The sequence below is a fragment of the Runella sp. SP2 genome, assembly GCF_003711225.1.
Classification (GTDB): domain Bacteria; phylum Bacteroidota; class Bacteroidia; order Cytophagales; family Spirosomataceae; genus Runella.
Genome location: NZ_CP031030.1, coordinates 2,949,716 through 2,975,683 on the forward strand (window position 1 = coordinate 2,949,716; position 25,968 = coordinate 2,975,683).

The 25,968-nt window shown below is 46.6% G+C and carries 18 protein-coding genes; 14 read left to right on the top strand and 4 right to left on the bottom strand.

Features of this window, described 5'->3' with window-relative positions:
* Positions 1–46: 46 nt before the first annotated feature.
* The 5 genes from DTQ70_RS12410 to DTQ70_RS12425 are packed head-to-tail and all read left to right on the top strand — an operon-like array spanning position 47 to position 4,516.
* On the top strand, positions 47–841 hold the full coding sequence (locus DTQ70_RS12410) for an SDR family oxidoreductase (RefSeq protein ID WP_122931088.1): 795 nt from the start codon (positions 47–49) through the stop codon (positions 839–841).
* Between the two features lie 8 nt (positions 842–849).
* Entirely contained in the window at positions 850–1,305 is a 456-nt protein-coding gene (locus DTQ70_RS30690; RefSeq protein ID WP_164489992.1) for a hypothetical protein, read from the top strand.
* Positions 1,293–2,780: a lipopolysaccharide assembly protein LapB gene (locus DTQ70_RS12415; RefSeq protein ID WP_122931089.1), complete on the top strand. Its 1,488-nt coding sequence runs from the start codon at positions 1,293–1,295 to the stop codon at positions 2,778–2,780. The genes DTQ70_RS30690 and DTQ70_RS12415 overlap by 13 nt, the downstream gene beginning before the upstream one ends.
* Positions 2,781–2,833: 53 nt before the next feature.
* A complete protein-coding gene (locus DTQ70_RS12420; protein ID WP_122931090.1) occupies positions 2,834–4,069 on the top strand; it encodes a peroxiredoxin in 1,236 nt (411 codons plus the stop codon).
* A gap of 12 nt (positions 4,070–4,081) precedes the next feature.
* Entirely contained in the window at positions 4,082–4,516 is a 435-nt protein-coding gene (locus DTQ70_RS12425) for a DUF4395 domain-containing protein (protein ID WP_122931091.1), read from the top strand.
* A gap of 679 nt (positions 4,517–5,195) precedes the next feature.
* Here the strand turns inward: DTQ70_RS12425 and DTQ70_RS12430 are convergent.
* The 4 genes from DTQ70_RS12430 to DTQ70_RS12445 all read right to left on the bottom strand — a co-directional run bounded on the left by DTQ70_RS12430 (position 5,196) and on the right by DTQ70_RS12445 (position 9,042).
* Positions 5,196–6,488 carry an O-acetylhomoserine aminocarboxypropyltransferase/cysteine synthase family protein gene (locus DTQ70_RS12430; protein WP_122931092.1) on the bottom strand — a complete coding sequence of 431 codons (1,293 nt, stop codon included), beginning with the start codon at positions 6,486–6,488 and terminating at the stop codon, positions 5,196–5,198.
* On the bottom strand, positions 6,472–7,701 hold the full coding sequence (locus DTQ70_RS12435; RefSeq protein WP_122931093.1) for a cysteine desulfurase family protein: 1,230 nt from the start codon (positions 7,699–7,701) through the stop codon (positions 6,472–6,474). Before DTQ70_RS12435 ends, DTQ70_RS12430 begins: the two co-directional genes overlap by 17 nt.
* Positions 7,702–7,850: 149 nt before the next feature.
* Positions 7,851–8,315, bottom strand: coding sequence for a protein-disulfide reductase DsbD family protein (locus DTQ70_RS12440; protein ID WP_122931094.1), 465 nt, complete (start codon positions 8,313–8,315; stop codon positions 7,851–7,853).
* 112 nt (positions 8,316–8,427) lie between these two features.
* A complete protein-coding gene (locus DTQ70_RS12445; RefSeq protein WP_122931095.1) occupies positions 8,428–9,042 on the bottom strand; it encodes a YceI family protein in 615 nt (204 codons plus the stop codon).
* A gap of 964 nt (positions 9,043–10,006) precedes the next feature.
* On the opposite strand from DTQ70_RS12445, the gene DTQ70_RS12455 reads away from it, so the two are divergent.
* From DTQ70_RS12455 to DTQ70_RS12495, 9 genes are all read left to right on the top strand, one after another.
* Positions 10,007–13,042: a TonB-dependent receptor gene (locus DTQ70_RS12455; RefSeq protein ID WP_122931097.1), complete on the top strand. Its 3,036-nt coding sequence runs from the start codon at positions 10,007–10,009 to the stop codon at positions 13,040–13,042.
* 15 nt (positions 13,043–13,057) lie between these two features.
* Positions 13,058–14,401 (top strand): RagB/SusD family nutrient uptake outer membrane protein, encoded by a 1,344-nt coding sequence (locus DTQ70_RS12460; RefSeq protein ID WP_122931098.1) that lies wholly within the window; start codon positions 13,058–13,060, stop codon positions 14,399–14,401.
* Between the two features lie 115 nt (positions 14,402–14,516).
* Positions 14,517–15,860 (top strand): DoxX family protein, encoded by a 1,344-nt coding sequence (locus tag DTQ70_RS12465; protein ID WP_122931099.1) that lies wholly within the window; start codon positions 14,517–14,519, stop codon positions 15,858–15,860.
* Between the two features lie 19 nt (positions 15,861–15,879).
* The gene (locus DTQ70_RS12470) at positions 15,880–17,568 is read left to right on the top strand and encodes a hypothetical protein (RefSeq protein WP_122931100.1); all 1,689 of its coding nucleotides are present in this window, start codon (positions 15,880–15,882) and stop codon (positions 17,566–17,568) included.
* A gap of 207 nt (positions 17,569–17,775) precedes the next feature.
* A complete protein-coding gene (locus DTQ70_RS12475) occupies positions 17,776–20,949 on the top strand; it encodes a TonB-dependent receptor (RefSeq protein WP_122931101.1) in 3,174 nt (1,057 codons plus the stop codon).
* 189 nt (positions 20,950–21,138) lie between these two features.
* Complete coding sequence (locus DTQ70_RS12480; protein ID WP_122931102.1) at positions 21,139–22,599, top strand: RagB/SusD family nutrient uptake outer membrane protein; 1,461 nt, start codon at positions 21,139–21,141, stop codon at positions 22,597–22,599.
* Positions 22,600–22,662: 63 nt separating this feature from the next.
* Positions 22,663–24,411: a tetratricopeptide repeat protein gene (locus tag DTQ70_RS12485; protein WP_122931103.1), complete on the top strand. Its 1,749-nt coding sequence runs from the start codon at positions 22,663–22,665 to the stop codon at positions 24,409–24,411.
* Positions 24,412–24,463: 52 nt separating this feature from the next.
* Positions 24,464–25,345, top strand: a complete 882-nt coding sequence (locus DTQ70_RS12490; protein ID WP_122931104.1) for a DUF1684 domain-containing protein — start codon at positions 24,464–24,466, stop codon at positions 25,343–25,345.
* A 12-nt stretch (positions 25,346–25,357) separates the two neighbouring features.
* A complete protein-coding gene (locus DTQ70_RS12495) occupies positions 25,358–25,966 on the top strand; it encodes a c-type cytochrome (protein WP_122931105.1) in 609 nt (202 codons plus the stop codon).
* Positions 25,967–25,968 lie beyond the last annotated feature (2 nt).

Genomic DNA, 25,968 nt, shown 5'->3' on the forward strand with positions numbered 1-25,968 from the left:
TCCATTGGCCTGTAATAATTCACTCATTCGTAATTCGTATTTCACTATGAATACACCCCAATATGCCCTCGTAACAGGCTCGGCCAAAGGCATCGGAAAGGCCATTGCCAACGAACTTGCTCAACGTCAGTACCACCTCCTCTTGGTCGATTTTGACCAAGAGGTGCTCGAATATACCCAAACCGAGCTACGCGGACGCTACCCCGCGCTCAGTGTTCACACTTTTGTGCAAGATTTATCTGAGCCAGAAGCCGTCGCTAACATTGAAAAATGGGTGGCTCCCTTCAAGGATAAATTAAAGGTGGCGATTAACAACGCAGGGTTTGGACTAACGGGGCGATTTTCCGACCTCAATATTGAAGAGCAACTCAACATGGTTGATGTCAACTTCAAAGCGGTCGTTCGGCTTTCGTACCTGTTTGTTTCTATCCTAAAAAACAACGGAGAAACCTATTTGCTCAACGTAGCCAGTACCACCGCTTACCAGTCTGTACCATACCTAGCCGTTTATGCCGCCTCCAAAGCGGCGGTATTGTCGTTTACGCGCAGCCTTCGGTTTGAACTAAGAGAAACTGGCCTTTCCGTTTCGACCCTAAGCCCAGGCAGCACCGACACCGATTTTGTCTATCGCGCCAGAATGGGCGAACATACCAAAAAGACAGCATCCAAAGTGAATATGACGCCCGAAGCCGTAGGCAAGATTGCCATAAAAGGGTTGTTTGCCAAAAAATCAGAAATCATCCCTGGTTTTCTCAACGTCCTCAATGCACACCTACCCAAGTACGTACCCAAACTTTTGACAGAAAAAGTAGCCGCAAACATCTACGAACCCCGAAACTAACCGAAGTTATGTCAAAGAGCATTCCTGTCCTTATCCCTTCCGAAATCCATAGCATTGTCGATAAGCAATATACGCAAGTACACCAGCTGCTCGGCAAACGCCTTGCCTTGATGTTTGGCTACCTCATTGCTCAATCCGCTCAAAGCGCAGTGTTTTCGGCTTTTTTCAGGAAAAACTTACTGGAGTTGGGAGAAAACCCCGACCTACTAGAAGTGGAAGAAGACGAATTGCTTGTGATTTTATTTGGCTCAAAAATAGCCACCGAAGGAGGAAAAATTCCCGATGAACTGTACGACGCCCTTACCCAGCGCTACTCGCAAGAGCAGGTCATCCTGCTGGTGAGCTTTGCGACTCAATTAATTGCCGCAACGATGTTCAACGCAACATTGGAAGTACAAGTCGAAGCATCGCTACAACCGTATGTGTTACCCGAAGAATTCAGAACTGAGTTATGTTTAGTATAAAAACTTATTTCGCGCTTTTTGTGGGCTATTTTTTGGTTGTTTCTTTGGTACAGGCGGCTGATTTTGACTTTACCCCAACCCTGCAAAAAGCCCACCAAGAAGTATTTAAACTTCGGCTCGAAAGTGCGAAAAAATTGGCTGCTTCCGAAAAATCAACCAATCCGTTTCGGGCTTACGTGGAGCACTATGCCGAAACCATTTATTTGCTCAACACCGACACCGAAGATGCTTATAATGCGTTTCTAACCCACGAAGATGAACGCCTCGACGCCATTGAAGACCTCGACGAACAGTCACCTTACAATCGGTTTTTGCGGGCCGAAATCAAACTACTGTCGGCAGTCGTGCGCATTCGTTTTGGGAATGAGGTAAAAGCGGCTTGGAATGTGATTCAAGCGGCGAAGTTGTTGGAAGAAAACCAAAAATTGTTCCCTCAATTTCTACCAACCTATAAATCGCTGGGCTGCCTACACATCGTCATTGGCTCCGTTCCCGACAACCACCGTTGGGTACTCAAATTGCTGGGTTTAAAGGGTAACATTGCTCAGGGCGTTGCTGAATTGCGCCGAGCTACCAAAGACAAAGAGTGGGGAAACGAAGCGGTACTTACGTCCTTTTTTATTCAAGAATTTGTTTTAAAATTTGACGAACGCGAAAACACCGAACTGCTCAATACAATTGAAAATCAATCGGATAATCTCAGTTTTTATTGGTTAGCCACGGCCATTTCGCTCAAAAGTACCCGCAACGAGCAAGCGTTGAAACTGCTCAAAAAAGCACCGTCTGACCCCGCCTACCCCGCACTTTTCATTTTTACGCTCTACCGCGCCGACGCTCATTTGCTCAAAGGTGACTACATCGAAGCGAGTCGGCTGTATGCGCTTTATATCCGTCAATTCAAAGGTAAATCTTACCTCAAAGAAGCCTATTACAAATTAGCGCTGTGTCAGTGGCTCACAGGCGATTCAACGAAGGCTCAACAATCATTATCGCGAATTCCGTCGGTGGGGGTGGCTTACGCGGAGTCAGACAAAGCCGCCGAGAAGTTCTACGAAAGCTATTCAAAAACGCACCTACTTCCGAACAAAACCCTGCTCAAAATTAAACACGCTTCTGACGGTGGTTACTACGAAAAAGCGGCGGAATTGCTGACTCAACTTACTGAAAAAGACCTAGAAACCCCAAAAGAACGCGCCGAGTATTATTTCCGAGCGGGTAAAGTGTTTCAACGTACGCATCAGGGTGACAAAGCCTTGGCTTCGTTTGAAAAAGCGATTCAGTTGTCGGCCAAAGAAGGCTGGTATTTCGCTCCGAGTGCATCGTTGCAGATTGGTTATTACTACCAAGAAAAAGGGCAACGCCAGCAAGCCAAAGCCTATTTTGAGAAGGCAATTTCCTATAAAAAACACGAATACAAAAACTCCGTTGACAGCAAAGCACGCGCTGCACTCACTGAAATGGGGTTTGATAGCTAACATTTTAACAATTAATAATCAAACACTTATCAACTTTAAACTAGCAAAATTGTATGAAAAAGCTCACGATGTTTACCGCCCTCTTTGGTGCAAGTATTGCCCAAGCTCAAGTCGCTCCTCAACAAGGTCATTGGCGAGGCACTTTTGCCTTTCCCGCAGGACAAGAAGCACCCTTCAATTTTGAATTAAAAGGTCAGACCGCTTACCTCTTGAATGGCTCCGAACGCTTTGAATTAAAAGGAGTGACGCAAAAAGGAGATTCTTTGTTTTTTCCCGTGGAGGTATATGATGCCGTATTGGCCGCCAAAATTGACTCCCCAACGCAGCTTTCAGGCGCTTTTAAACGCAACGTGGCCGATGCAGGCATCCCATTTAAGGCCGATTTTGGCAAGAAATACCGTTTTTTTGAAGTAACCCCCGTTGCCAACGTCAGCCTCAAAGGCAAATGGGACGTGACCATCAGCGACGACAAAGGCAATGGCCGCAACGTGGTTGGGGTGTTTGAACAAGTGGGGAGTAAACTAACTGGGACATTTCTAACTACCACGGGTGACTTTCGCTATTTTGAAGGAACTGTCAAAGGCGAAGAATTTTATCTTTCTGCCTTCAGTGGTTCCAACCCAACGCTCATCAAAGGAAAAATTTCAGGAAACGAATTGACGGGCGAATTTATCGGTTTTCGGGGAAATCAACTCCTCAAAGGAACGCGCAATGAAAAAGCCGCCCTTCCTGATGCCTACCACCTGACCACCCTTAAAGAAGGCGCTTCAACCCTTCATTTTTCCTTTCCTGACGCTTTTACGGGCAAAACGGTGTCACTCAAAGACCCTAAATACCAAGGCAAAGCCGTGATTGTAACGGTCTTGGGAAGCTGGTGCCCCAACTGCGTGGATGAGGCGCAATTTTTGGCACCTTGGTACAAAGCCAACCGCGCAAGGGGCGTTGAAATCATTGGATTATCATTTGAACGCAAAAACGACCCCGCCTTTGCCAAAACACGACTAGAAGCCCTTAAAAATCGGTTTGGCATCGAATATGACTTGCTGTTTGCGGGCGTAGCAGATAAAAAATATGCGTCGTCGGTGCTACCTGAACTGAGCGAAGTGCTCTCGTTTCCTACTACGATTTACATCGACCGCACGGGAAAAGTAACCAAGATTCACACGGGCTATACTGGACCTGCTACGGGCGCATACTACGAAGAATTTGTGAAAGAATTTAACGAGGATGTCAATCAATTGCTTGCTACTGAAGCTCCCAAAATAAACGCAGCCACGGGCGGTAAGTAACGCACAATCACCATGTCAGAAATCAAACACATCGCTCAAATCAACGAATACAAAGTGCGTACTATCGCCTTTTTAGTGTTGGTACTGGCTGTTAGTTATCTCATAACAGGTTGGCTACTTTTGCCCATTTTATTGGTGATTGACTTTGGTTTACGCGCATTCGATGCGGGAAAATACAGTCCGTTAGCTCGGTTAAGCGACATAATTGTCAAGCAATTTTCTTTTCCAACCAAACCCATTTACTTTCCTCCCAAACGTTTTGCAGCGCGGATTGGATTTGCTTTTTCAGTCACAATCACCGTTTTACATTTACTAGGTATTGCCACGATTTGGGTAGCAGGTATTTTAACTTTCTTTGCTGCACTCGAATCTCTGGCGGGAATTTGTGCGGGTTGTTACGTCTATGATTGGCTGTTGCCCGTATGGAGGAAAATAGGATTAGAGTAGCCTACTTTTCTTGCCTGTAATAAAAAATCCCTGAAGCAACGCTTCGGGGATTTTTGCTTTATTCAACCCACCAATTCTATACAATTTTCTGAGCTAGCTTATACACACAATACGGTCTGACTGCCGTCTGACCTTCTAGGCAATCGGTCAGACGGTAGTCAGACCGAGAATTCAGTACATTTTTCTGAGCCAGCTTATACACACGATACGGTCTGACTGCCGTGTGACCTTCTAGGCATCGGTCAGACGATAGTCAGACCGAGAATTCAGTACATTTTTCTGAGCCAGCTTATACACACGATACGGTCTGACTGCCGTCTGACCTTCTAGGCATCGGTCAGACGATAGTCAGACCGAGAATTCAGTACATTTTTCTGAGCCAGCTTATACACACAATACGGTCTGACTGCCGTCTGACTTCTAGGCAATCGGTCAGACGGTAGTCAGACCGAGAATTCAGTACATTTTTCTGAGCTAGTTTGTACACACGATACGGTCTGACTGCCGTCTGACCTTCTAGGCAATCGGTCAGACGGTAGTCAGACCGAGAATTTAGTTCGAGGAATGGCCTTTGGAAAATAAAATTTGGGGTACTCAACTGACTACCCCAAACCGACTCATTTCCCAAATTCCCTTTCACTCTCCCTATACAGGGCTATGAAAAAGGCTCAATAAAAAATCATCCTAAGCTAATTGCTTGACTTATATCCTCTTTGATGTCGTCGATATGTTCGATACCCACCGAAATACGCAACAGATTAGGGTCAACACCCGCCGTGCGCTGCTCATCGGCCGACAACTGCGAATGAGTCGTAGAAGCGGGATGAATAATCAACGTTTTGGCGTCACCTACGTTTGCTAAGTGACTGATTAACTTCAAATTGTTGACAAATTTTTCAGCCTGCTCGCGGCCACCTTTTAATTTGAACGAAAGTACCCCGCCAAATCCTCGCGTAAAGTATTTTTTCGCCAGTTCATGGTAAGGATTTTCCTCCAAACCAAGGTAATTCACACTCTCTACTTGCGGTTGATTTTGAAGCCACTGCGCCAAAGCAAGGGCGTTTTCACCGATACGTTCTACGCGCAATGTCAGCGTTTCGAGCCCCTGAAGTAATAAAAATGAGTTAAACGGCGACTGAGCAGGCCCCCAATCACGTAAACCCTCTACCCGTGCTCGAATGATAAATTGAATGTTGCCGAAGGGGCCTCCAACACCAAAAACGTCGTTGAGTACCAGTCCATGATAACTCGGCGACGGGTCTGTAAACTGCGGATATTTTCCATTTCCCCAATTGTACGTTCCAGCATCAACGATGACCCCTCCCATCGTTGTCCCGTGACCGCCAATCCATTTCGTGGCCGACGATACTACGACGTGTGCTCCGTACTTGATGGGTTGGGCAATCGCTCCACCCGCACCAAACGTATTATCCACAATAATCGGCAGGTCATATTTGTCGGCAAGTTTCGCAAAAGCCTCAAAATCTGGAACATTAAAACCTGGATTTCCGATAGTTTCTAAGTACAAAAACTTGGTTTTTTCATCAATCAACCGCTCGAAAGCATCCACGTTGTCGCCGTCCACAAAACGAGCTTCTACCCCAAGGTTTTTGAAAGAATTTTTAAATTGATTGTACGTCCCACCGTACAAAAACGACGTAGTGACGAAGTTATCGCCAACCGTCGTAATATTATTGATTGCCAAAAACTGCGCTGCATGTCCCGAACCCGTAGCAAGGGCAGCGACTCCCCCCTCTAATGCTGCGATGCGCTTTTCAAACACATCGTGGGTAGGGTTCATAATACGGGTATAAATATTCCCAAACTCTTTGAGTGCAAACAAATTAGCTCCGTGTTCGGCGTTATTAAAAACGTACGAAGTGGTTTGGTAAATAGGCACAGCCCGCGCGTTGGTGGTGGGATCGGCAGTCTGACCTGCGTGTAACTGTAAGGTTTCAAATTTTAGTGACATGACGATATAATACGTTTAAGGGTTCAAAAAATCGTTCATTCAAATCGTTTCGTAAGCGTTTTGGATGGAATGTTCGGCGGTCGTTTTCGTAAATCTCGCTCAAGCTTTGGGTGACATAATCCACTTCGCCAGGCGTATTGTATTTACTAAACGAAAAACGAATATGTTGGGCATCGGGCGCGGCTTGAAGCGCCGTCAACACGTGAGAATCAGTAGCTTGAAGGTTAGAACACGCACTTCCACCCGAGGCAGCAATGCCGTACAAATCCAGGTAACTCAACAAAGACTCTCCTGATTTTAAGGCAGGAAACGCGACATTGAGTAGCGTATAAAGGCTATTTTCGGAAGAAGCACTCTCACCGTTAAACGTACAGCCTATTCCCAAATTTTCGAGTTGTTTAATCAGGCGATTTTTCACAAAACGGATGCTTTTTTCGTGCGCTTCTAAGTCATGGTAAGCTACTTCAAGGGCTTTCCCGATTCCGACGATGGCGGCTACATTTTCCGTTCCCGAACGGAGCGAGCGCTCCTGCCCCCCGCCGTGTAACAACGGTTTTATCTTGCGTTTGGGTGAAACATACACAAAACCCACACCTTTTTGAGCGTGAAACTTGTGCCCCGACCCAACCAAAAAATCAACAGGAAGACGCTGCAAATCAAACGAATACTTACCAATTGTCTGGGTAGTATCTGATAAAAAAAGCGCTCCAGCAGCTTGACACAGACGCCCAATCAGCTCCAAATCATGGAGGTTTCCGATTTCATTATTGCCGTGCATAAGCGCCACCAACGAATGCGGAAGCTCCTTCAATAATTGTTGCAAATGGCCTAAATCTATCTGCCCTTTTTCATCCAGCTCCACGTAATGTAGCTGGATTTTATGCTCTTTTTGCAGCCAACGAAGGGGTTGTAGCACGGCTTTGTGCTCAGTAGGACTGGTGATGACGTGCCGAAGTTCGTAAGCATTCACCGCTGCGGTAATCACCCAATTCAACGCCTCCGTCGCGCCCGATGTAAAATAAATAGCCTCAGAAGGCGTATTGAGTAGCTTCCCAATTTGCGCTCTGCTTGTTTCAATGGCTTCGCGTGCTTGCCGTCCAAATCCATGACTGGAGGATGGGTTACCGTAAAAAGTGGTCAAGTAGGGCATCAACGCCCCTAACACCTCACGGTCGATGGGGGTAGTTGCTGCATTGTCAAGGTATATTTTCATGGTGTCTGATGATTGGAATGTTAGAGTCGGGGTTTTACTTCCGACTCTTTCTCGACGTAGGTTAGGTAAGGAAATTGGTTTGATTAGTTGATGATGATTAGATGAAGTTTTTGAACTAAAAACAAGATAAACAATTGATTTTATGATAGTTAATTCAAGAAATGAAACGTTTTTTGAAATGGAATACTTTTACCTAATCGCTCGTTGTAGAGCATTCCTTTGATGGTACCTGATATGTCGTAGTTAGGGTCATCTAAGCGAACTTTCGTTCTAAATTCCCCCTTTTGAGTAAAATAGGTTGTCTCTGCTCCCTCTACTTCATTTTTTTGCGCAAGGGGTGCTACGGGAACGATGGTGCTCGTAACAGCAAAAGAACCGTTTTCGGCAAACTCAAACTGGGTAGGTTCTACGCCTTTTTTTGCCTTACAATCCGATGAATAAAGCGACCAACCTTTTTCAAGCTGCACCTGAAAAACTAACTCTACTTCTTCGCCCATTTCAAAACTTGATTTGGCAAACTTAAACTGCCACTGTGCCACATTATCGGCATTTTGGGCAAATACCCCCAGCGTTCCTACTAGGAAAACGAGAGCTACTATTGCGATTTTTTTCATAGTTATAATGGTTCAGAAAATACTCCGTCGGGGTAAGCCCCCGACGGTTATTTGAAATAACTAACCCACCTTAAATATACATACAGACTAATTTTTGGGGACTTCCCCCCTTTTATTGTTGGCTTGACGAAGCATTTGCCACTAAATTAACGTCAAGCGTAAAGTCGTTTTCGATGGCCTTATCTCCCAAGTTTTCGAAAAAATTGCTCGACCGATAGCGAATATCAAACTTAGTCCGGTCCACCTTAATCTTGGCCTGGGCAGTGAGGAGCGATTTTTCGGCTTTTACCACGGCAGGAAACCTAACTTCTTGCGTAATGCCCTTGATGGTAAGTTTACCCACGATTTCGTAGTTGTTAGCCCCTTTAGGCGTCACCGAAGAGATCACAAAACTTGCTTTGGGGTATTTTGCCACGGCAAAAAAGTCATCATTTTTAAGGTGCCCCACCAACTTTTCGTTGTACGAAGCATCCGTAATGTCAGTTACGGTTAAGTTTTTAACGTCAATGTCAAAGTTTCCCCCTTTGAGCTTGTTGTCTGCCCACACAAGGCTTCCATTGGTGATGGGAACAAAACCCGTGTGTTCTCCCGTCACTTTCTTGCCCACCCAAACCAATTTACTGTTTCGGGTATCAACAGCATAAGAGCTTTCCTTTTTCGACGGGCGAGCTTGCGAAACGCCTCCAAACAACATAAATGAGGCAACAACAACTGGTACTTTTTTCATGGTGTTTCTTTGTTTAAGTTTAATTAATAATTATTCCTATATACATTATAGATATTTTATGTAAATAAAAGGACGTAATAAATTGATTAACTATTAAAAAAATTTCGATGAATTTTGATGAGCGATACTTTTTCTAAAAAAGCTTCACTTCCAAGTGAAGTGCAAAAGTTAGTATGATTGAATAAATAGCCAAATGGTATATCACTTCGCTCAGTGATTGTGGTTGCAAAGGTGAGAAATAAAAAAACAATTTTCCAACTATTTTTCAAAAAAAATTAAAAAACAAAATTTCAATTAGTCTATTGATTATTAGGAGTTTATGCTTTCATTTTTTAGTCTAACTAAGGCATTTAGGCGCTACTATCCTTCAAAAAGTACTATTTTACTTCTATAATACGCTCAAATCGAGAATAAATAAAACTTTTAGAAGATTTTATGTCAATATATTTTACATATAGACTAATTTATTTACCACAAATAGATAGATTTTAGGGTAAAAATTATAAAAAAAATTACATTTAAAGCTTGTTTATATGAAACAGGCTTTTCAACTTTGTGCCCACAATTAACCAAACGGCAGCTTCTATACCAATGGTAGTAAGCTTCTGACCAAAACCAAACTCGTTTCTTCAATTTACTTTAAAAATATACACTAACGAGTAAACCAATGGTTAGTGATTTATGAGCAAATACAGCTCGTAGGAAATCATTCAAATGAGATAATATAAACAGAATAAGGAAATAAAGAAAAATCTGTAAAAATTTCTATATTTATTCGATAGTTTTTAATCCAAATTAAATATTGTAGTAATCATTTTTAAATTACCTAATAAACAAAACGTGCCAGAGTAGCGGCAACTACCCTGGCACAAGCTAAAACAACAAAGGCTCATTGGCTAAAATGATACCATTTCCTACGCAGGAAGCGGTACAACCATTTGTTTTATTTAACCACTGCAAAGTAATGAAAAAAATTTTATCTCTGTGGGGCTTACTGCTATTTACCTCATGGCTGGCTTCGGCCCAAAATACGCCGACCATCAACGCGACGGTTTCGGGTAAGCTCATCGACCAAAAGACACGGGAGGCATTGGTAGGTGCGTCGGTCGTCATCAAGGGAACCACCAACGGAAGTACCAGCGATGCGGATGGCAAATTTACCCTTCGAACGGGACAAAAATTACCCTTCACGGTCGTCGTCAGTTACATCGGTTATTTGACCAAAGAAATTATTGTCAATTCAGACAAAGTAGTTCTTGAAATTGCGCCCGACACCAAACAACTCTCTGAGGTTGTGGTGGTTGGCTACGGAACGCTTGAGCGAAAAGACCTCATTGGCTCCATTTCAAAAATTGACCCTGCCGAATCAAAAACCATCCAAGCGGGCAGTTTTGACGCCCAGTTGCAAGGAAAAGTATCGGGTGTACAAATCTCCAGCAACACGGGGGTTCCTGGAGAAGCGGTCAACATTCGAGTACGCGGGGCAACTTCCATCAACGCCGACAACGACCCGCTTTACGTCGTGGATGGCGTATTTATCAACAACAATTCTTTGCAAACCATCGGAACGGGCGGTAAAGCTACTTCCCCGATTGCCGACCTCAATCCCAACGACATTGAAAGTATCGAAGTCCTCAAAGACGCCGAAGCCACTGCCTTGTACGGTTCACGCGGCGCCAACGGGGTGATTTTGATTACGACCAAACGCGGAAGTTTTGAACAAAAGCCGAAGATTTCGCTGAACGCATCGTACGGACAAGCCAAAGCCACCAAACTTTGGGAATTGACCACGGGACCAGAACACGCTCAGCTTGTCAACGAGTGGTGGATCAATACGGGCAAAGATACCCCTTCACTCAACCGCACGTTTGCCAACCGTTCCTTCCGCCCAGTATCAGAAGGCGGACGTGGGCTGCCCGAAGAACAGCAAACCTACGACCGTTTGAGTGAACTGTTCCGCACGGCAAGCTTGTCTAATTACGACCTTTCGCTTTCGGGCGGTACTAAAAGCACCAAGTACTACATTGGCGGTGGTCTCAACACGCAAGAGGCTATTATTAAACCTATTACCTTCCAACGCGCAAGTTTTAAAGTTAACCTTGACCAAAAAGTAAACGACAACGTGCAAGTGGGTGTGAGTAACACCTTTACCCGTACGTACCGCAACCAAGCCCGCGCGGGAGATGGCCCTGCGGGAGGACTCCTACAAGCGGCATTGCACACGCCAACATACCTTTCGCCCGTCAATGAACAAGGGGTTTTGGTCGGGCGCGCAGGATTTGACAACCTTACGTTATTGCTTGATAATTACAACGTTAACTCCGCCAGCCTGCGCTACATTGGCAACTTATACGCGGATGTTCAACTTTTACCCAACCTCAAATTTCGCAGCAGTTGGGGCGTTGATTACAACAACTACAACGAATCGGAATATTGGAATAACTTGTTGATTTCGGGAAGTCCGAACGGGTTGGCGACGTCTTCGATTAGCCAATTTACTACTTGGTTGAACGAACAAACGCTTACTTTCCGTCAGAAAATCGGGGTCAAACACTCGTTTGGAGTTTTGGTAGGAAATACGCTTCAAAGTGATTTGCTGACCCGTACGTATGCCGAAGGACGCGGTTTTGCCAATAATCAATTTACCCAAATTTCTTCCGCCGCTACCACTGCCGCTTCCCAAAGTTGGAGCAAAAGCAACTTGGCCTCATTTTTTGCCAAAATAGACTACAATTTTGGCGGAAAATACCTCATTGATTTCAGCGCTCGGGCCGATGGTTCATCGCGCTTCGGGAACAACCGCAAGTGGGGCTTTTTCCCTTCGGCGGGGGTCGCCTGGCGAATTAAACAAGAAGCATTCTTACAAGACATTCGGGTCTTGAGCGACCTCAAACTACGGGCTAGCGTCGGGGTAATTGGAAACCAAAACGGCATTGGAAACTTTGCCTCGCAAGGTCTTTGGACGGGTGGTTCGGGTTACCAAAGTTCGGCGGGAATTGCGCCTCAGCAGTTGGGGAACGCCGATTTACAATGGGAACGTACGCGTCAGTTTAACGTCGGACTTGATGCTTCGTTCTTAGACCAACGCCTCAACGTAGAATTTAACGTCTATAACAAATACACCACCAACGGTTTGCTGCAATTGGCCTTGCCCGCCACGTCAGGGTTTAGCAATTACTGGTCGAACGCCGCCGAAATCACCAACAAAGGTTTTGAATTGGGCATCAGTTCGGTCAACATTCGCAAGGGTGATTTACAATGGACTACCAGTTTCAACATTGCCCGAAATATCAACAACATTGAAAAACTACCCAACCCCCTTCGTTACGGAAGTCGCGATTTGATTTTGCAGCAACAGGGCACACCACTGTATTCGTTTTGGGTGTATAAAGAACTGGGCGTTGACCCACAAACGGGAAATGTCATTTACGATGACGTCAACAAAGACGGACAAATCACCGTGGCGGACCGCCAAATTGTGGGCAGTATTTGGCCAAAATTCTTTGGAGGCTTGACCAATAACTTCTCCTACAAAGGCTTTGATATTGGCTTATTTTTCTCTTTCCAATACGGCAACAAGATTTATAACCACAACCGCTTCTTTGGCGAAGGGGGCGGCGCGCGCGACGCGGCACGAATCATTTTTGCTAAAAATAACCAACGTTGGCAAAAACCTGGCGACATCACCGACGTACCTCGCCCCGACGGCATCAACGTCAACAATTACCGCGACGGTGGCAGCCGCTGGCTCGAAGACGGCTCGTTTGTACGCCTTCGTTCCCTTAACGTAGGGTACTCCATTCCAAAATCGGTCAGTCGTAAAATTGGAGCTGAGCAACTTCGCGTCTACGCTTCGGGAACCAACCTTTGGTTATTGACCAAATACACAGGCTTAGACCCTGAGTCGAGCGCAAGCAGCGACCAAAACCAGCAAGGCATCGACTTAGGTACGCCTCCCCAACCGCTTGGGATACAGATTGGTATCAATGTTACATTTTAAAAATTGAGCAAAACAATGAAATTCAAACATCATATACTCTGGGTAAGCTTGGCACTGGCAAGTAGTTCTTGCGAAAAGTTTCTGGATGTTCAGCCCAAAGAATTTATCTCCGACGCCGCCACCATTGTGAATCGTTCTTCGGCCGAAACAGCCGTACGAGGAATATACAGCGCCCTCGCCGATGGCAGCTACTACGGCACTTCTTTCCAATCCATTGGTTATTTGTCGGGCGATAACATCGTTTGGACGGGTTCGCAGTCGCAGGTTCAAGAGTTTATCAATAAAAAAGTCAATGCCGACAATTCAACCATTAGCTCGGCTTGGGTTTCGATTTACCGAACCATCAACCGAGCCAACAACGTCATCGACAAAGTACCCGCCGTTAAAGATGCGCAGTTGACCGATGCCCTTAGGAATCAGTACATTGGAGAAGCTTATTTTGTGCGTGCATTGGCCTATTTTGACTTGGCTCGGACGTGGGGTGGTGTACCTCTTATTACCAAACCAACCATCAACCCTACCGACAACAGCGGAATCAAACGCAGCAGCGTTGCCGAAACGTACGCCCAAGTACTCAAGGACTTAGAAACGGCCGAACCACTTTTACCCGCCACCACTGACCGTTATCGGGCTACCCGCAAAACCGTGTGGGCCTTGAGAGCACGTTATCATTTGTACCAAAAAGAGTGGGCCAAAGCCGAAGAATATGCCGATAAAGTCATCAGCGATGCTGCCAGCTACAGGTTAGTCAAACCGTTTAGTGCGTTTTTTGCCAATGATGCCCGTGGTACTACCGAGTCGATTTTTGAGATTTTTTACAACGGTACGACCGAAGTAAACGGTCACCGTGGTCAATGGCAACCCCAAACCAACGGCGGTACGCGCCAGTGGGCGCCCAACGATGCCCTCGTGGCTTTGCTCAATAACCCCGCCGTGGGAGGAACGCGCAGTGCATTGGTCGCCAGAGATAACCAGAACCGCTGGTATGGCAATTTGTACTACCGCAACCCTGCCTCTGACCCAAGCTACGTACTTCGTATTGCGGAAGTTGTTTTGATTCGGGCCGAAGCACGTGCCCAACAAGATAAACTCACACTTGGCTTGGCTGATTTGAACTTGATTCGCGATCGCGCAGGAATCGCCGCCAGCACAGCCGCTACCAAAAACGATTTATTGTTGGCCATTGAAAACGAGCGTCGCGTAGAGTTTGCGTTAGAACCACACCGTTGGTATGACATCGTCCGCACGGGGCGTGCTCCTGTCGTCTTTAATCTTTCGGACGCTAATCGCTACGTGTTGCCTATTCCTGTCCAGCAACTTCTTTCTGACAAAGCATTGGAACAAAACCCTGGCTATTAATCCCTAATACCTCTTAACATCCTCCCTCACAAGCCGCGACGGCGTACGGGGAGGAGTTTGGGGAGGGTTAGAATCATAACAACTTCTATTCACCTTATAACAATTAGAACCAACCATGGCAAAAGAATTACTCCTCGACGATTCTATCGAATGGCAAGGGTGGGAAAAGAACATTTTTCGATTCTTTGGGCTCTATTTCTTGATTCAAGTTCTTCCGCTCGACCTTCGATTTTTTAAGCACTTATTTGTAACCGAAGATTGGGCGTTTAGCTACCGAAATATCTTTTATTTGTCCAAGTACTCTCCAAATTTCATAGGACAAGAAAGCTTTATCAATTGGCTGATTGTGGCCGTTTTGGCGGGCATTGGTGCGCTCATTTGGTCACGAATCGACAAACCAACGACTGATTATAACAAGCTTTACTACGGAATCCGCGTTTTGGTTCGCTACCGCTTGGCACTTGGTGTGATTGCGTACGGATTTATTAAGTTTTTTCCATTGCAAGCGCCCCTCCCTTCACTCAGTAACCTCAATACCAATTACGGTGACTTCACGGCTTGGAAACTATTCTCGTTGGGCTTGGGCGTAGTCCCTAATTACCAATCGTTCCTAGGTTTGGTCGAAATTGTGGGCGGGCTTCTGTTGCTCCACCGTAAAACTGCCACCATTGGTACGCTCATTATTTTGCCTTTTACGGGTAACGTCTTTGTTTCCAACATCGCTTACGAAGGGGGCGAATACATCTATAGCTTTTATCTTATTACGCTAGCCCTCTTTTTGTTTTCGTACGACGCCCTCCGCTTGTTTACGTTGGTATCGCTCGAAAAACCTACCCTTCCCAACAAGTATCAACCTGTTTTTCAGGCCAATTGGCAAAAAGCTCGCTGGGCGTTGAAAGCCGTTTATATTCTTATGTTTGTGGTGGTATATGGCGCAGAAACCTACGCAGCCTACAAAAAAGGGCCGTACCAATTTCCTGCTAAGCAAGGCTTACCTCATTCAGAAGGGATTTACAACGTCAGCGAATTTAAGGTCAATTCCACACCCCTGCCCTACTCAAAAACAGACTCGACACGCTGGCAAGATGTGGTATTTGAAAAATGGAATACGCTCAGTATCAAATCAAATCGTTCGGTGAAATTGGATTTGTCCAACACCGAAGAGATTCACCCCAACGACGACGACCGTACTTATGAATTGGCAGGCTCGCAGGGGCGTCATTATTACAGTTACGAAGTGGATGAAAAACAACACGTTTTGCACCTCAAAAACCGTAACAAACACTACGCGAACGAAGCCCTTGAATTGCATTATTCTCAGCCCAATGACTCAACGATTGTCCTCTCGGGAATCAACGAACGACGCGATTCGGTGTATGCTGTACTGCACAAAATCAACAAAAAATACCTCACGTTCGAAGCACAAAAAACAGGACGTCGGAGCGGCTTAAAACTCTAAACTCAAACGCTTTACTGCTATGTCAAAGACACTAAAAATCACTTCAGAAAGGGTCGATTTAGGAGCGGCTTCCGCTCTAAACATACAATCGGTAACGGAACCATTTCCGCAGCACAAAGAACCAGCACAGGCGTCGGGCGGTGCATGGCCGCTGTGGAAAAAAATTGCGTTCCGCATTGCGTTTGTCTTTTTTGTGGCCATGTCGTTGCCCAACAACCTCGACTGGTACAAAGAGGTGGCGACGTTTGATTGGTTGCACCTGCACTACCGTGACCTGTACGACGTGGCGCGTTTTGGTTCTGGTTTAAACTTCTTTGGCAACCGCATCTTTGGCAGCACCCTCAACGGGTACGCCGTTTGGGTCATTACCTTCCTGTTTGCTATTGTCGTAGGATTGGTCTGGACGGGCATTGCCACCGTCACTAAAAAAGACCGTAAGGAATACAACTTGCTTTATTATTGGCTTCGCGTGATTGTGCGCTACCGCGCAGGCATTGGCATCATCGGATTTGGCTTCACCAAACTCACACCTACGCAGCTTCCTTACCCGTCTTGGGGCGTATTAAATACCAATTTTGGGGATCTGACCCTCCAAAAAATCTACTGGCTTTCGATTGGGATTGTGCCTTGGTACGAAGTATTTACGGGCGTAGTTGAAGTAGCAGCGGGGGCGTTATTGTTTTTTAGAGCCACTACATTTTGGGGAGCCGTTTTACTATTTGGCGCACTGGCCGACATCGTCTATGTCAATTTTGCCTACGACGGCGGCGTCCACGTTTACAGCTCTTACTTTGTGTTGTTTTCGGCCTTTTTATTAGTTGACTACATTCCAAAACTCTACAACCTGCTCATTTTGGAGAAGCCGACTATTCCTACCACCTACTACCCCACTTTTTCCGAAGCTTGGCAGCGTATTACGCGCATTTCGCTCAAAACAGGAACACTCATTTTATTTTTACCCGTTTTTACGTACTTGTCGGTCATCAACTTTTTGTACGACCCTTACAAACAACCTGCCCTCAAAGGCATCCCACAGTTACGGGGAAATTACCACGTTACGGAATTTCGTCACAAAGGCCAAGTGATTCCTTTTTCGCCGCTGGATACTTTGCGCTGGCAGCAAGCCACGTTTGAAAAATGGACCACACTTACCTTCAAGGTCAACAAACCTGTGGATTTGGATTTATCCAACGGCGGCGGCGCTCCCATGCGCGACATCAACCGTACGTTTGAATTGACGGGCGTAGCGGGTGGCCAACGCGTGTTTTACTACGAAGCCGACACCGTTCATCACGTGCTGTATTTGCAAGACAAAAACCGTGGGCAACGCCAAGAAGGGCGTGAATTCTTAGGAAATCGAACCGACTTTGGCGGCGACGGACGCACCAATGCCCCAGGCAAAAAGAAGAACGAAAAGAAAAAAGAAGACAACTGGATTCCTAAAGAAGCTTTGGCCATCATTGGCCCCGAAGCCCCTAAGATTGAACCCATTGCGTATTCAACTCGCCGCGTCAAGGGCATTGAGGCCGAATCTCGTCCTGGCAAACGCAACCGCATGATTCTTAATTATGACATTCAGAACGGTGGCAATCGGGTCGTGTTGACAGGCATTGATGAGCACAAAGACTCCATCCGAGTGGTTTTAGACCGCTACGAGAAAAAATATGCTTTGTCACGCAGTACGCTAGAGGCTGGAAAGTACAATTAAAAACTCATTTTTAACTAACTACATTGTCAAGTAAATAATTTTATTTCTTACCCGCAGAAGCCCGCTGAATAATACAAACGCAGATTTTCGCTGACAAAGCACTTAATGAAGCTAGTCTCATCGGCGTATATCTGCGGCTCTTAATCTGCGTCAATCCGCGGGTAAAACTTAAAAAACTTATCTAACAATGTACTAACCATTATTTTTATGAAAATCAGAAAACTACACTTTATTTTACTCTTGATAGTGAGTTCGGCCATCACTGCTTTGGCGCAGAAATCAGTATCAGGCACCATCAAAGACAAAGAAACGGGCGAGGCGCTACCAGGCGTCTCGGTCATTGTCAAAGGCACGCAAACGGGAACAATTTCCGACCAACAAGGCACTTTCAAACTATCCGTTAACGATAATTCTACCCTCATTTTTTCTTTTATTGGATATACTTCCATTGAAAAAGCCGTCGCTAATCAATCTACCTTTTCTATCGAATTAACATCTGACACCAAACAACTCAGTGAAGTTCGGGTAATTGGCTACGGTACGCAAACCAAAGCTGAATTTACGGGTTCGGCTGTGCGGGTTTCGGGCGAAGCCATCAAAGAGCAGCCCGTGCAAAGCTTTGACCAAGCCCTTCAAGGCCGTGCACCTGGGGTAAGCATTGGTCAGCCCAATGGGGTTTTGAACAATCCGCCCGTGATTCGGATTCGGGGCGTCAACTCCATTTCGTTGAGCTCGTACCCGCTGATTGTAGTCGATGGGATTCCCATCAATACGGGTAACGTTTCGACCAGTACGGCCGTTCCTAACAACCCCCTTGGCGACATCAATCCCGCTGATATTGAATCCATTGACGTATTGAAAGATGCTGCATCCACGTCCATCTATGGTTCGCGGGCAGCGGCGGGGGTATTGCTCATTACGACCAAGCGCGGAAAAGCAGGCAAACCTCGGATTACGTACGAAACTTGGGCGGGCGTTTCCAACGTCGTGCGTCTGCCTGAGTTATTGAACGCCGAACAGTACATCGCCATCAAAAACGAAGCGGTTTTAAATGCCAAAATTTTGGGTGGAAATGCCAACAACGACCGAGTAGCTTCGGCTTTATTTTTCCCTAATTACGACGAAAACAAAAACCCGATTGACACACGCTGGTACGATTACATTTACCGCACGGGTACTTCACAAAGTCATAACATCAATATTTCGGGCGGTACGCCCACTACGTCGTACTACTTTTCGGCCAACTATACCAACCAAAATGGCTTTTTGGTCGCCAACGAGTTTAAACGCAAAGCGATTCGTTTCAACATTGACCAAGAAATTACCTCTTGGTTGAAATTAAAAGGAAGCGTTTCGTACAACACTAGCTACAACAAATCACCGTACGCGGGGTCGTTGCCAAACTCTAATTTCTTCTTGGTAGGAGCAGCGCGCTTGGCCGTTGCCCTCTCGCCCAACGTTCCTGCCTTTAACGCCGACGGTTCGTACAACATCAACCCCTCGGCACTCAATACCATTGGCATGGGCAACAACCAAGTGGTGAGCAACTGGGGAAACCCCGTGGCGTTGCTGCGAGAAAACCGCTACACGTCCGAAAACGACCGCGTTATTGGAACTCTTTCGGCAATAGCTAATCTCGCCAAAAACCTTGATTTTACAACCTCCTACTCCATCGACCGCCTCCGTACCGACAACGTAAGCTTTGACAGCGCCATCCAAGGAAATGGTTTTTCGACGCGTGGAAATGCTACTAATACCACTGGAACTAGGGATACGTGGAACTGGACCAACACGCTCTCGTACAACCTTGGTTTTGGCGGAAAGCACTCAGCTTCGGCATTGGTAGGGTATGATATTCAGAAGTTTGACTATACCGCATGGGGAGCGTCACGCACGCAAACCTCCGACCCTTTCTTTGATAATTACCAAGGAAACTGGGGGGCCATTTCGGCGACTGGGAATGAGATTAGCGAACGCGCGTTCCTCTCGTTCTTTTCCCGTTTGAATTACGACTTCAACAAAAAATACTTCGTTACCTTTAACTTCCGCCGCGATGGCAACTCGGCTTTGGGGGCGGGTAAAAAATACGGAAACTTTGGTGGTGTGTCGGGTGGCTGGGCCTTGTCAGAAGAACCATTTTACAAAAACTTGTCACTTTCCAACGTGCTAAGCAACGTCAAACTCCGCGCCAGTTGGGGGCGCGTAGGCAACGGAAACCTTAACGACGCCTACAGTTCGCTCGAACTTTACAGTGGCTCGCTTTACGGCAGCGTTCCGACTTGGGAAATTTCGCAAGCAGGAAACTCAAATTTGGGTTGGGAAACCAGCAACCAAACCAACATCGGAGCCGATTTGGGTTTGTGGAACGACCGCGTTCAAGTGGAAGTCACGTATTTCAACAATGACGTCAACGGTCTGATTTTGAGCGCTCCGCAGGCAGTTTCTAAAGGGATTCCTGGCAATGCAATTTTGGGCAACGTAGGTTCGATGTACAACCGTGGGCTTGAGTTGGGCATCAACGCCACCGTGCTTCGTAAAGGAGACTTTTCGTGGAATACCTCGTTCAATATTACCTCGCTTGAAAACCAAGTAACGGCATTGGCCCAAGGCAACACGGACATCGTTGGAACTACGCACGTATCGTACGAAACCACCAACATCACGCGCGTGGGTTATTCGGTAGGAAGTTTGTACGGCGCCAAAACCGCAGGTGTTAATCCCGACAACGGACAGCGTATTTTTATCAATGCCAAAGGGGAAAAAGTACAGTACAGCCAAGTGGTATTGCCAGGGCAAAGCCAGTGGACGTACTTAGACGGCACGAAAGCGCCTGCCATTACGGGAGCAGATTACTACCTCATTGGCAACGCCCTTCCAAAGTGGTACGGAGGTTTGACCAACACCTTTAAATATAAGAACTTCGATGCAGCCGTGAGTTTGTCGTTTGCGGGAGGTAACTACATCATGAACGGTACCCGCGCCACTCTTCTCGACCAACGCGCCTACAACAACTCTACCGAAATCTTGAACCGTTGGCAAAAACCAGGCGACATCACTGACATTCCTCGCTTGGTGTACAACGACCAGCTTTCGAGCGGTTCGTCGTTCCCCGTATCGACTAACGCCGAAAAAGGAGATTTTCTCCGTTTGCAAAACGCTTCGCTTGGCTACCGCATTCCTGCCAATCCTGTGTTCACGAAGCTCGGACTCAGCACGGTTCGGGTCTATGCCCAAGGCTCTAATTTGTTTTTGTTGACCAAATACACGGGCACCGACCCAGAATCGTCGGTCAACGGAAACTCAAACGTAACACCAGGCATCGAAAAGAACTCAGTGGGTCAAGCAAGAACCTTCACCTTTGGCTTAAATGTGAGTTTTTAGGGGGGGGAGCGTTAGCCGTTATCTGTTAACCGTTATCTGTTAATCGTTTACCACTAAAATTTCCATTATCAAAGGTTTTGAAGAATCCAAAGCAGCCTCGGTAGAGGCGCAACGTTTGTAGAAAAACGTTTTGAGTAAGTCCATCTAGCCTCGGTAGAGGCGTAACATTTGTAGAAAAATCAATTGAAGATGAAAAAAAGTCAGAAATACATCGGAAAAAGAGGCGTCATTGGCGCATTGTGCGTAGGATTGGTGTTGTCAACGGCCTCGTGCAACGACCAAGAACTACTCAATCCCCAACCAGAAACCGCCATCAGCGGTGCCAATGCCTTTGATACCCCTGATCGGATTTTGGGGTTGGTCAACGGCGTTTATAAATCCATCAAAAGCGCCAACTTTTACGGGGGCAATTACTACACCTACACCGAAGCCAGAGGCGAAGAGTTTATCAACCGCACTAGCAATACCTTTACCGCCTACGAAGCTTGGAATCAGACGCTTAATTCGGGCTCAAACTTCGTGGCAGGTTTTTGGTCGGCGGCGTACACGGCCATTAACAATGCCAATATTTTAATCAAGGGGCTGAACGACAATCCGACCAAAGTAAGCGCCACGCTCACCAAGCAATACATTGCCGAAGCAAAATTTGCCCGCGCGCTGAGTTATTTTGCCCTGGTCACCCTCTACGCCCGTCCGTTCAACGAAGACAAAGGCGCGTCAAAAGGGCTGCCATTGCGCTTGCAAGCCGAAACTTCAACGGACAACAACGACCTCAAACGTAGCACTGTAGCCGAGGTTTACGCTCAAATTATCAAAGACTTGAACGAAGCCGAGGCTGATTTACCGTTGAACCACGCCACGGCTCTTCTCAACACCACCCGCGCCCACCGCAATACGGCCATTGCCCTCAAAACGCGGGTCTATCTCAATAGCGGCAACTACGCCAAAGTGATTGAAGAAGCCAAAAAAATTGTCTCCGAAACCGCCCCCTACGCGGCAGCTTCGGGCGTCAACCACAAGCTACAGAACATCGTCGAAATTTTTACGACCAATTACACCTCAACCGAATCTATTTTGTCAGTTCCCATGACCGAATTAGACAACGTCGGTGGGCAATCGTCGTTTCCATACGTCTTTAACGCCAATTCGGAATACAACCTCAATCCCAACGGCATTTGGGGAGAAACCGAATGGCGGACCGCCGACCTTCGTCGCACGTTTGCGCGGACGGCATCGGGGCTTCAGTTTCTTACCAAGTATAGCAAGCCTTCTCCGTTTTTGGACTACATGCCGATTATTCGCTATTCGGAAGTATTGCTCAACTACGCCGAAGCCGCTGCTCGCACGGGCGATTTGACCAAGGCCGTTGAACTTTTGAAAGCCGTGCGTAACCGCTCCGATGCCAGCTATGTATTCCCTCAGAGCGCGATTGGTACGCAAACGGCTTTGGTCAACACCATTTTAAAAGAACGCCGCATTGAATTACTAGGTGAAGGGTTCCGTTCCAACGATTTGCTACGCAACTTGTTGCCGTTACCTGCCAAGTCGAGCAGTGCGTTGAGCGCTCCTGAGGTCAAACCGACCGACCCCAACTACACATTTCCACTCCCCAACGTGGAGATTGTCACAAACAAGCTTTTGTTGGATTAATACCGTACCATGTGTTAGTTACAGTGGTGCACCTCAGTGCACCACTGTTTATCCTCGCCAATTATGTCATTTATCCACCATATCATCGCCTTGGGGTGCATTGTGATTAGTTCCCAATGTCTAGCGCAGCGTACGCGTGCAGGAGAGTCTCCTGAGCATAACACTCACGCCCAACACCAGCATGAAGCCCACGACGGCGCCAGCCACGACCACCTAAACCACATTCAGGAATACCGTAAAGAAACCGTGTTTGTGCACCATCTCCCCTCTCCTGAACGGTTGAACGGGATAGGCGCAACTAACTTTCCGATTACGACGTCTTCCAACGAAACCCAGTTTTTTTTCAACCAAGGCATTGAGTTACTGCATTGTTTTTGGGATTTTGAAGCCTATCGAGCCTTCAAAGAAGCCATTCGACACGACTCTACGGCCATCATGCCTTATTATGGGTTATACAGCGCGATTGGAGCCATTGAAGGTGATGATTTCAAGAATGACCAAAAACTAGCTATCCGCAAACTCAAAGCATTAAAGGAAAAAGCCACCGAGCGCGAAAAATTATACGCCGAAGCCATTTTGGCCCGTGATGCCGACGCGGAAGGAGGCAAAGCCGCGTACCAGAAAAAACTTGAATTGATTGTCCACAAATATCCGCAAGACTTAGACGCGAAACTTTTTTTGGCTTTGAGCAAGATGGGCGGCTACGATGCCAAACTCAACCCCCGCGAAGGCCAGATTTATTCTGAATATTTGCTCAAAGACATTCTTCGTTTGCACCCAGAAAATGCCGCCGCGCACCACTACTGGATTCACCTCAAAGAAAATTGTTGCCCCAATGAAGCGCTGGAAAGTGCGGCCAAGCTTCCTAAACTAGCCCCCAACTCGGGGCACATGGTGCACATGCCAGGGCACGTTTATTACAAAGTAGGTGACTATCAAAAAGCATTTGACGCGTTTGTGGCGGCAGTTAAGGTCGATTCGGCCTATATGAAACAACAAAATATACCCGAAGTTGACAACTGGAATTACATCCACAATATCAACTACTTGCTGTCAAGCTGTGCCGAAGATGGGCGCTACAGCACAGCCCTTTATTACGCCGAAAAACTCAAAAATATGCCCGCTACCAAAGAGCGGAAACGCAAATATGAAGGGCGTTTTTTCTACCAAGGGGTTATTGCTCCCGCCAAAATGGAGATTTGCTTTGGCTTTTATGACCGTGCCGCGCAAAAATTAGCCGCCATCCAGCTCGACAAAGACAGTTTGTTTACTCCCAAAGCCATTGCCTACAAACAGGCGTTGTTTCACTTTGCCACGGGAATGAACGCCGTAAAAAAAGGAGACCTACCAACGGCTAAAAATCACCAAAATGCACTTGATGCCTTGCTCTGGCGCAACGCCAACCAATCAGACGCCAAAGACATCATCAATACTCGACGGGTAAATGACCTAAACGTAGCTTCCTTGGAATTGCAGGGCGTCATCCAAAGTGCCGAAAACAACTACACCGAAGCCATTGCATTGCTCAAAAAAGCAAAACAAAAAGAAGACGAGTTAGGCTACAGTGAACCACCTTCGTATGCCCGTCCCGTGCTGATAAGTTTGGCCGAAGCGCACCTCAAAGCCAAGCAATACTCGAAAGCCGTGGAAGCCTACGAAGAACTGTTACAACAACATCCCAATTCGGCCAACGGTTACTGGGGATTATACAAAGTGTTTAAACAAAAAGGAGACCAAACCAAGGCAAGTGAGTATGCCAAACGCTTGCAGTCCGTCACCCCGCACGGTGGCCAAGGGCTTTTTCCACTTTAGCAGTATAAGTAACTAAAAATCAATAGAATTTATTTAAACCAAAACAAAAAAAATGAAAACACCCGTAACTTTCGTAGGCGCTCTCCTGTTGGGCGTGAGCCTGTTGGCTTTTCGTAGTGATAACCCACACGAAGCCGAGATTAAATCGTGGCATCAAAAACGCATCGAAAGCCTGAAAGCTGAGGAAGGATGGCTCAACTTGGCGGGGCTTTTTTGGCTCAAAGAAGGCGAAAATACCATTGGCGGAAACGAAAAAAATAGCATCGTTTTTCCAGCGGAACACAGCGATGCGTTTTTGGGAAAAGTTATTTTAAAGGACGGCAAAGTGACGTTTGAAGCAGCGCCCCAAGCGGCGGTGCAGTTGGGTGAGCAGGCAGTTACCAACGCCGAACTTTTTCCTTACCAGGGCAAACCTACGGTTCTGAAACACAAAACATTGCGCTGGTTTATTATCCAACGGGGTGATAAATTTGCCATTCGCTTACGCGACTTGGAAGGTACCTACGTAAAAGCATTCAAAGGCATCGAAACTTTTCCGATTACGACAGACTGGAAAGTGAAGGCAAAATTTATTCCGACGGAAGGTAAAAAACTTACCATTTTGGACATCACTGGACGGTCGTACGAACAGGCATCTCCTGGTAAATTTGTATTTACGATTGATGGCAAAGAATATAGCCTTGAGTCAGTAGGGTCGAAAGAGCGCCCTCATTTTGTGTTTGGAGATTTAACCAACAAACACGATACTTACGGTGGCGGACGTTTCTTGGACGCACCTGCCCCCGACGCTGAGGGATATACGTACATTGATTTTAACAAAGCTTACAATCCTCCCTGTGCTTTTACTCCGTATGCTACTTGCCCATTGCCTACCAAAGAAAATCGGTTGCAGGTAGCCATCAAAGCGGGTGAAAAGTACCACGGAGACCACTAAACACTAAAAAAAATGCCCAAAACTCTAAGCAGGGTACTCTTGACCGTTGTATTACTCCCATTGTTGATTCCAACTTTGGGAGTTTTTCACGCAGAAAACCCTCCCCAAACCCCTTCCCAAAACGTTGCTTCAGATACCGCTCATTTTCCCCGTTCTTTTGGGCTTGGCAGAGTTGCGACCCAAGTTGAAATTAAAAAATTGGACATTGACGTCCGCCCCGACGGCAAAGGATTGCCCGTTGGTTCGGGAGTTTCGGCCAAAGGAAAAGCCATTTTTGAGGTCAAATGCGCTCCCTGTCACGGGATAGGCGGCGTGGGTGGCCCCAACGGCTCGCTGGTCTCTTCGGTGCCTGCTGCGGGCAAACGACCCGAACGCACCATCGGCAATTATTGGCCGTACGCTACCACGGTTTTTGACTACGTGCGCCGCGCAATGCCTTTCAACGCCCCTGGATCGTTGACCGACGAGGAAGTCTATCACTTAACGGCGTACTTGCTTCATGCCAACAAAATCATTGACGAAACGACGGTGATTGACGCCAAAAGTCTGCCCAAGGTTGTAATGCCTGCCCATCAACTATTCATTCCCGACGACCGCAAAGGTGGCCCCGAAATCAAATAACG

What these genes read in the sequence shown, in the direction of transcription:
- DTQ70_RS12410 (WP_122931088.1), top strand. Translation starts at nt 47, where the DNA reads ATGAATACACCCCAATATGCCCTCGTAACAGGCTCGGCCAAAGGCATC.
- DTQ70_RS30690 (WP_164489992.1), top strand. Translation starts at nt 850, where the DNA reads ATGTCAAAGAGCATTCCTGTCCTTATCCCTTCCGAAATCCATAGCATT.
- DTQ70_RS12435 (WP_122931093.1), bottom strand. Translation starts at nt 7,701, where the DNA reads ATGAAAATATACCTTGACAATGCAGCAACTACCCCCATCGACCGTGAG.
- DTQ70_RS12445 (WP_122931095.1), bottom strand. Translation starts at nt 9,042, where the DNA reads ATGAAAAAAGTACCAGTTGTTGTTGCCTCATTTATGTTGTTTGGAGGC.
- DTQ70_RS12420 (WP_122931090.1), top strand. Translation starts at nt 2,834, where the DNA reads ATGAAAAAGCTCACGATGTTTACCGCCCTCTTTGGTGCAAGTATTGCC.
- DTQ70_RS12475 (WP_122931101.1), top strand. Translation starts at nt 17,776, where the DNA reads ATGAAAATCAGAAAACTACACTTTATTTTACTCTTGATAGTGAGTTCG.
- DTQ70_RS12480 (WP_122931102.1), top strand. Translation starts at nt 21,139, where the DNA reads ATGAAAAAAAGTCAGAAATACATCGGAAAAAGAGGCGTCATTGGCGCA.
- DTQ70_RS12470 (WP_122931100.1), top strand. Translation starts at nt 15,880, where the DNA reads ATGTCAAAGACACTAAAAATCACTTCAGAAAGGGTCGATTTAGGAGCG.
- DTQ70_RS12440 (WP_122931094.1), bottom strand. Translation starts at nt 8,315, where the DNA reads ATGAAAAAAATCGCAATAGTAGCTCTCGTTTTCCTAGTAGGAACGCTG.
- DTQ70_RS12430 (WP_122931092.1), bottom strand. Translation starts at nt 6,488, where the DNA reads ATGTCACTAAAATTTGAAACCTTACAGTTACACGCAGGTCAGACTGCC.
- DTQ70_RS12495 (WP_122931105.1), top strand. Translation starts at nt 25,358, where the DNA reads ATGCCCAAAACTCTAAGCAGGGTACTCTTGACCGTTGTATTACTCCCA.
- DTQ70_RS12455 (WP_122931097.1), top strand. Translation starts at nt 10,007, where the DNA reads ATGAAAAAAATTTTATCTCTGTGGGGCTTACTGCTATTTACCTCATGG.
- DTQ70_RS12415 (WP_122931089.1), top strand. Translation starts at nt 1,293, where the DNA reads ATGTTTAGTATAAAAACTTATTTCGCGCTTTTTGTGGGCTATTTTTTG.
- DTQ70_RS12485 (WP_122931103.1), top strand. Translation starts at nt 22,663, where the DNA reads ATGTCATTTATCCACCATATCATCGCCTTGGGGTGCATTGTGATTAGT.
- DTQ70_RS12460 (WP_122931098.1), top strand. Translation starts at nt 13,058, where the DNA reads ATGAAATTCAAACATCATATACTCTGGGTAAGCTTGGCACTGGCAAGT.
- DTQ70_RS12490 (WP_122931104.1), top strand. Translation starts at nt 24,464, where the DNA reads ATGAAAACACCCGTAACTTTCGTAGGCGCTCTCCTGTTGGGCGTGAGC.
- DTQ70_RS12425 (WP_122931091.1), top strand. Translation starts at nt 4,082, where the DNA reads ATGTCAGAAATCAAACACATCGCTCAAATCAACGAATACAAAGTGCGT.
- DTQ70_RS12465 (WP_122931099.1), top strand. Translation starts at nt 14,517, where the DNA reads ATGGCAAAAGAATTACTCCTCGACGATTCTATCGAATGGCAAGGGTGG.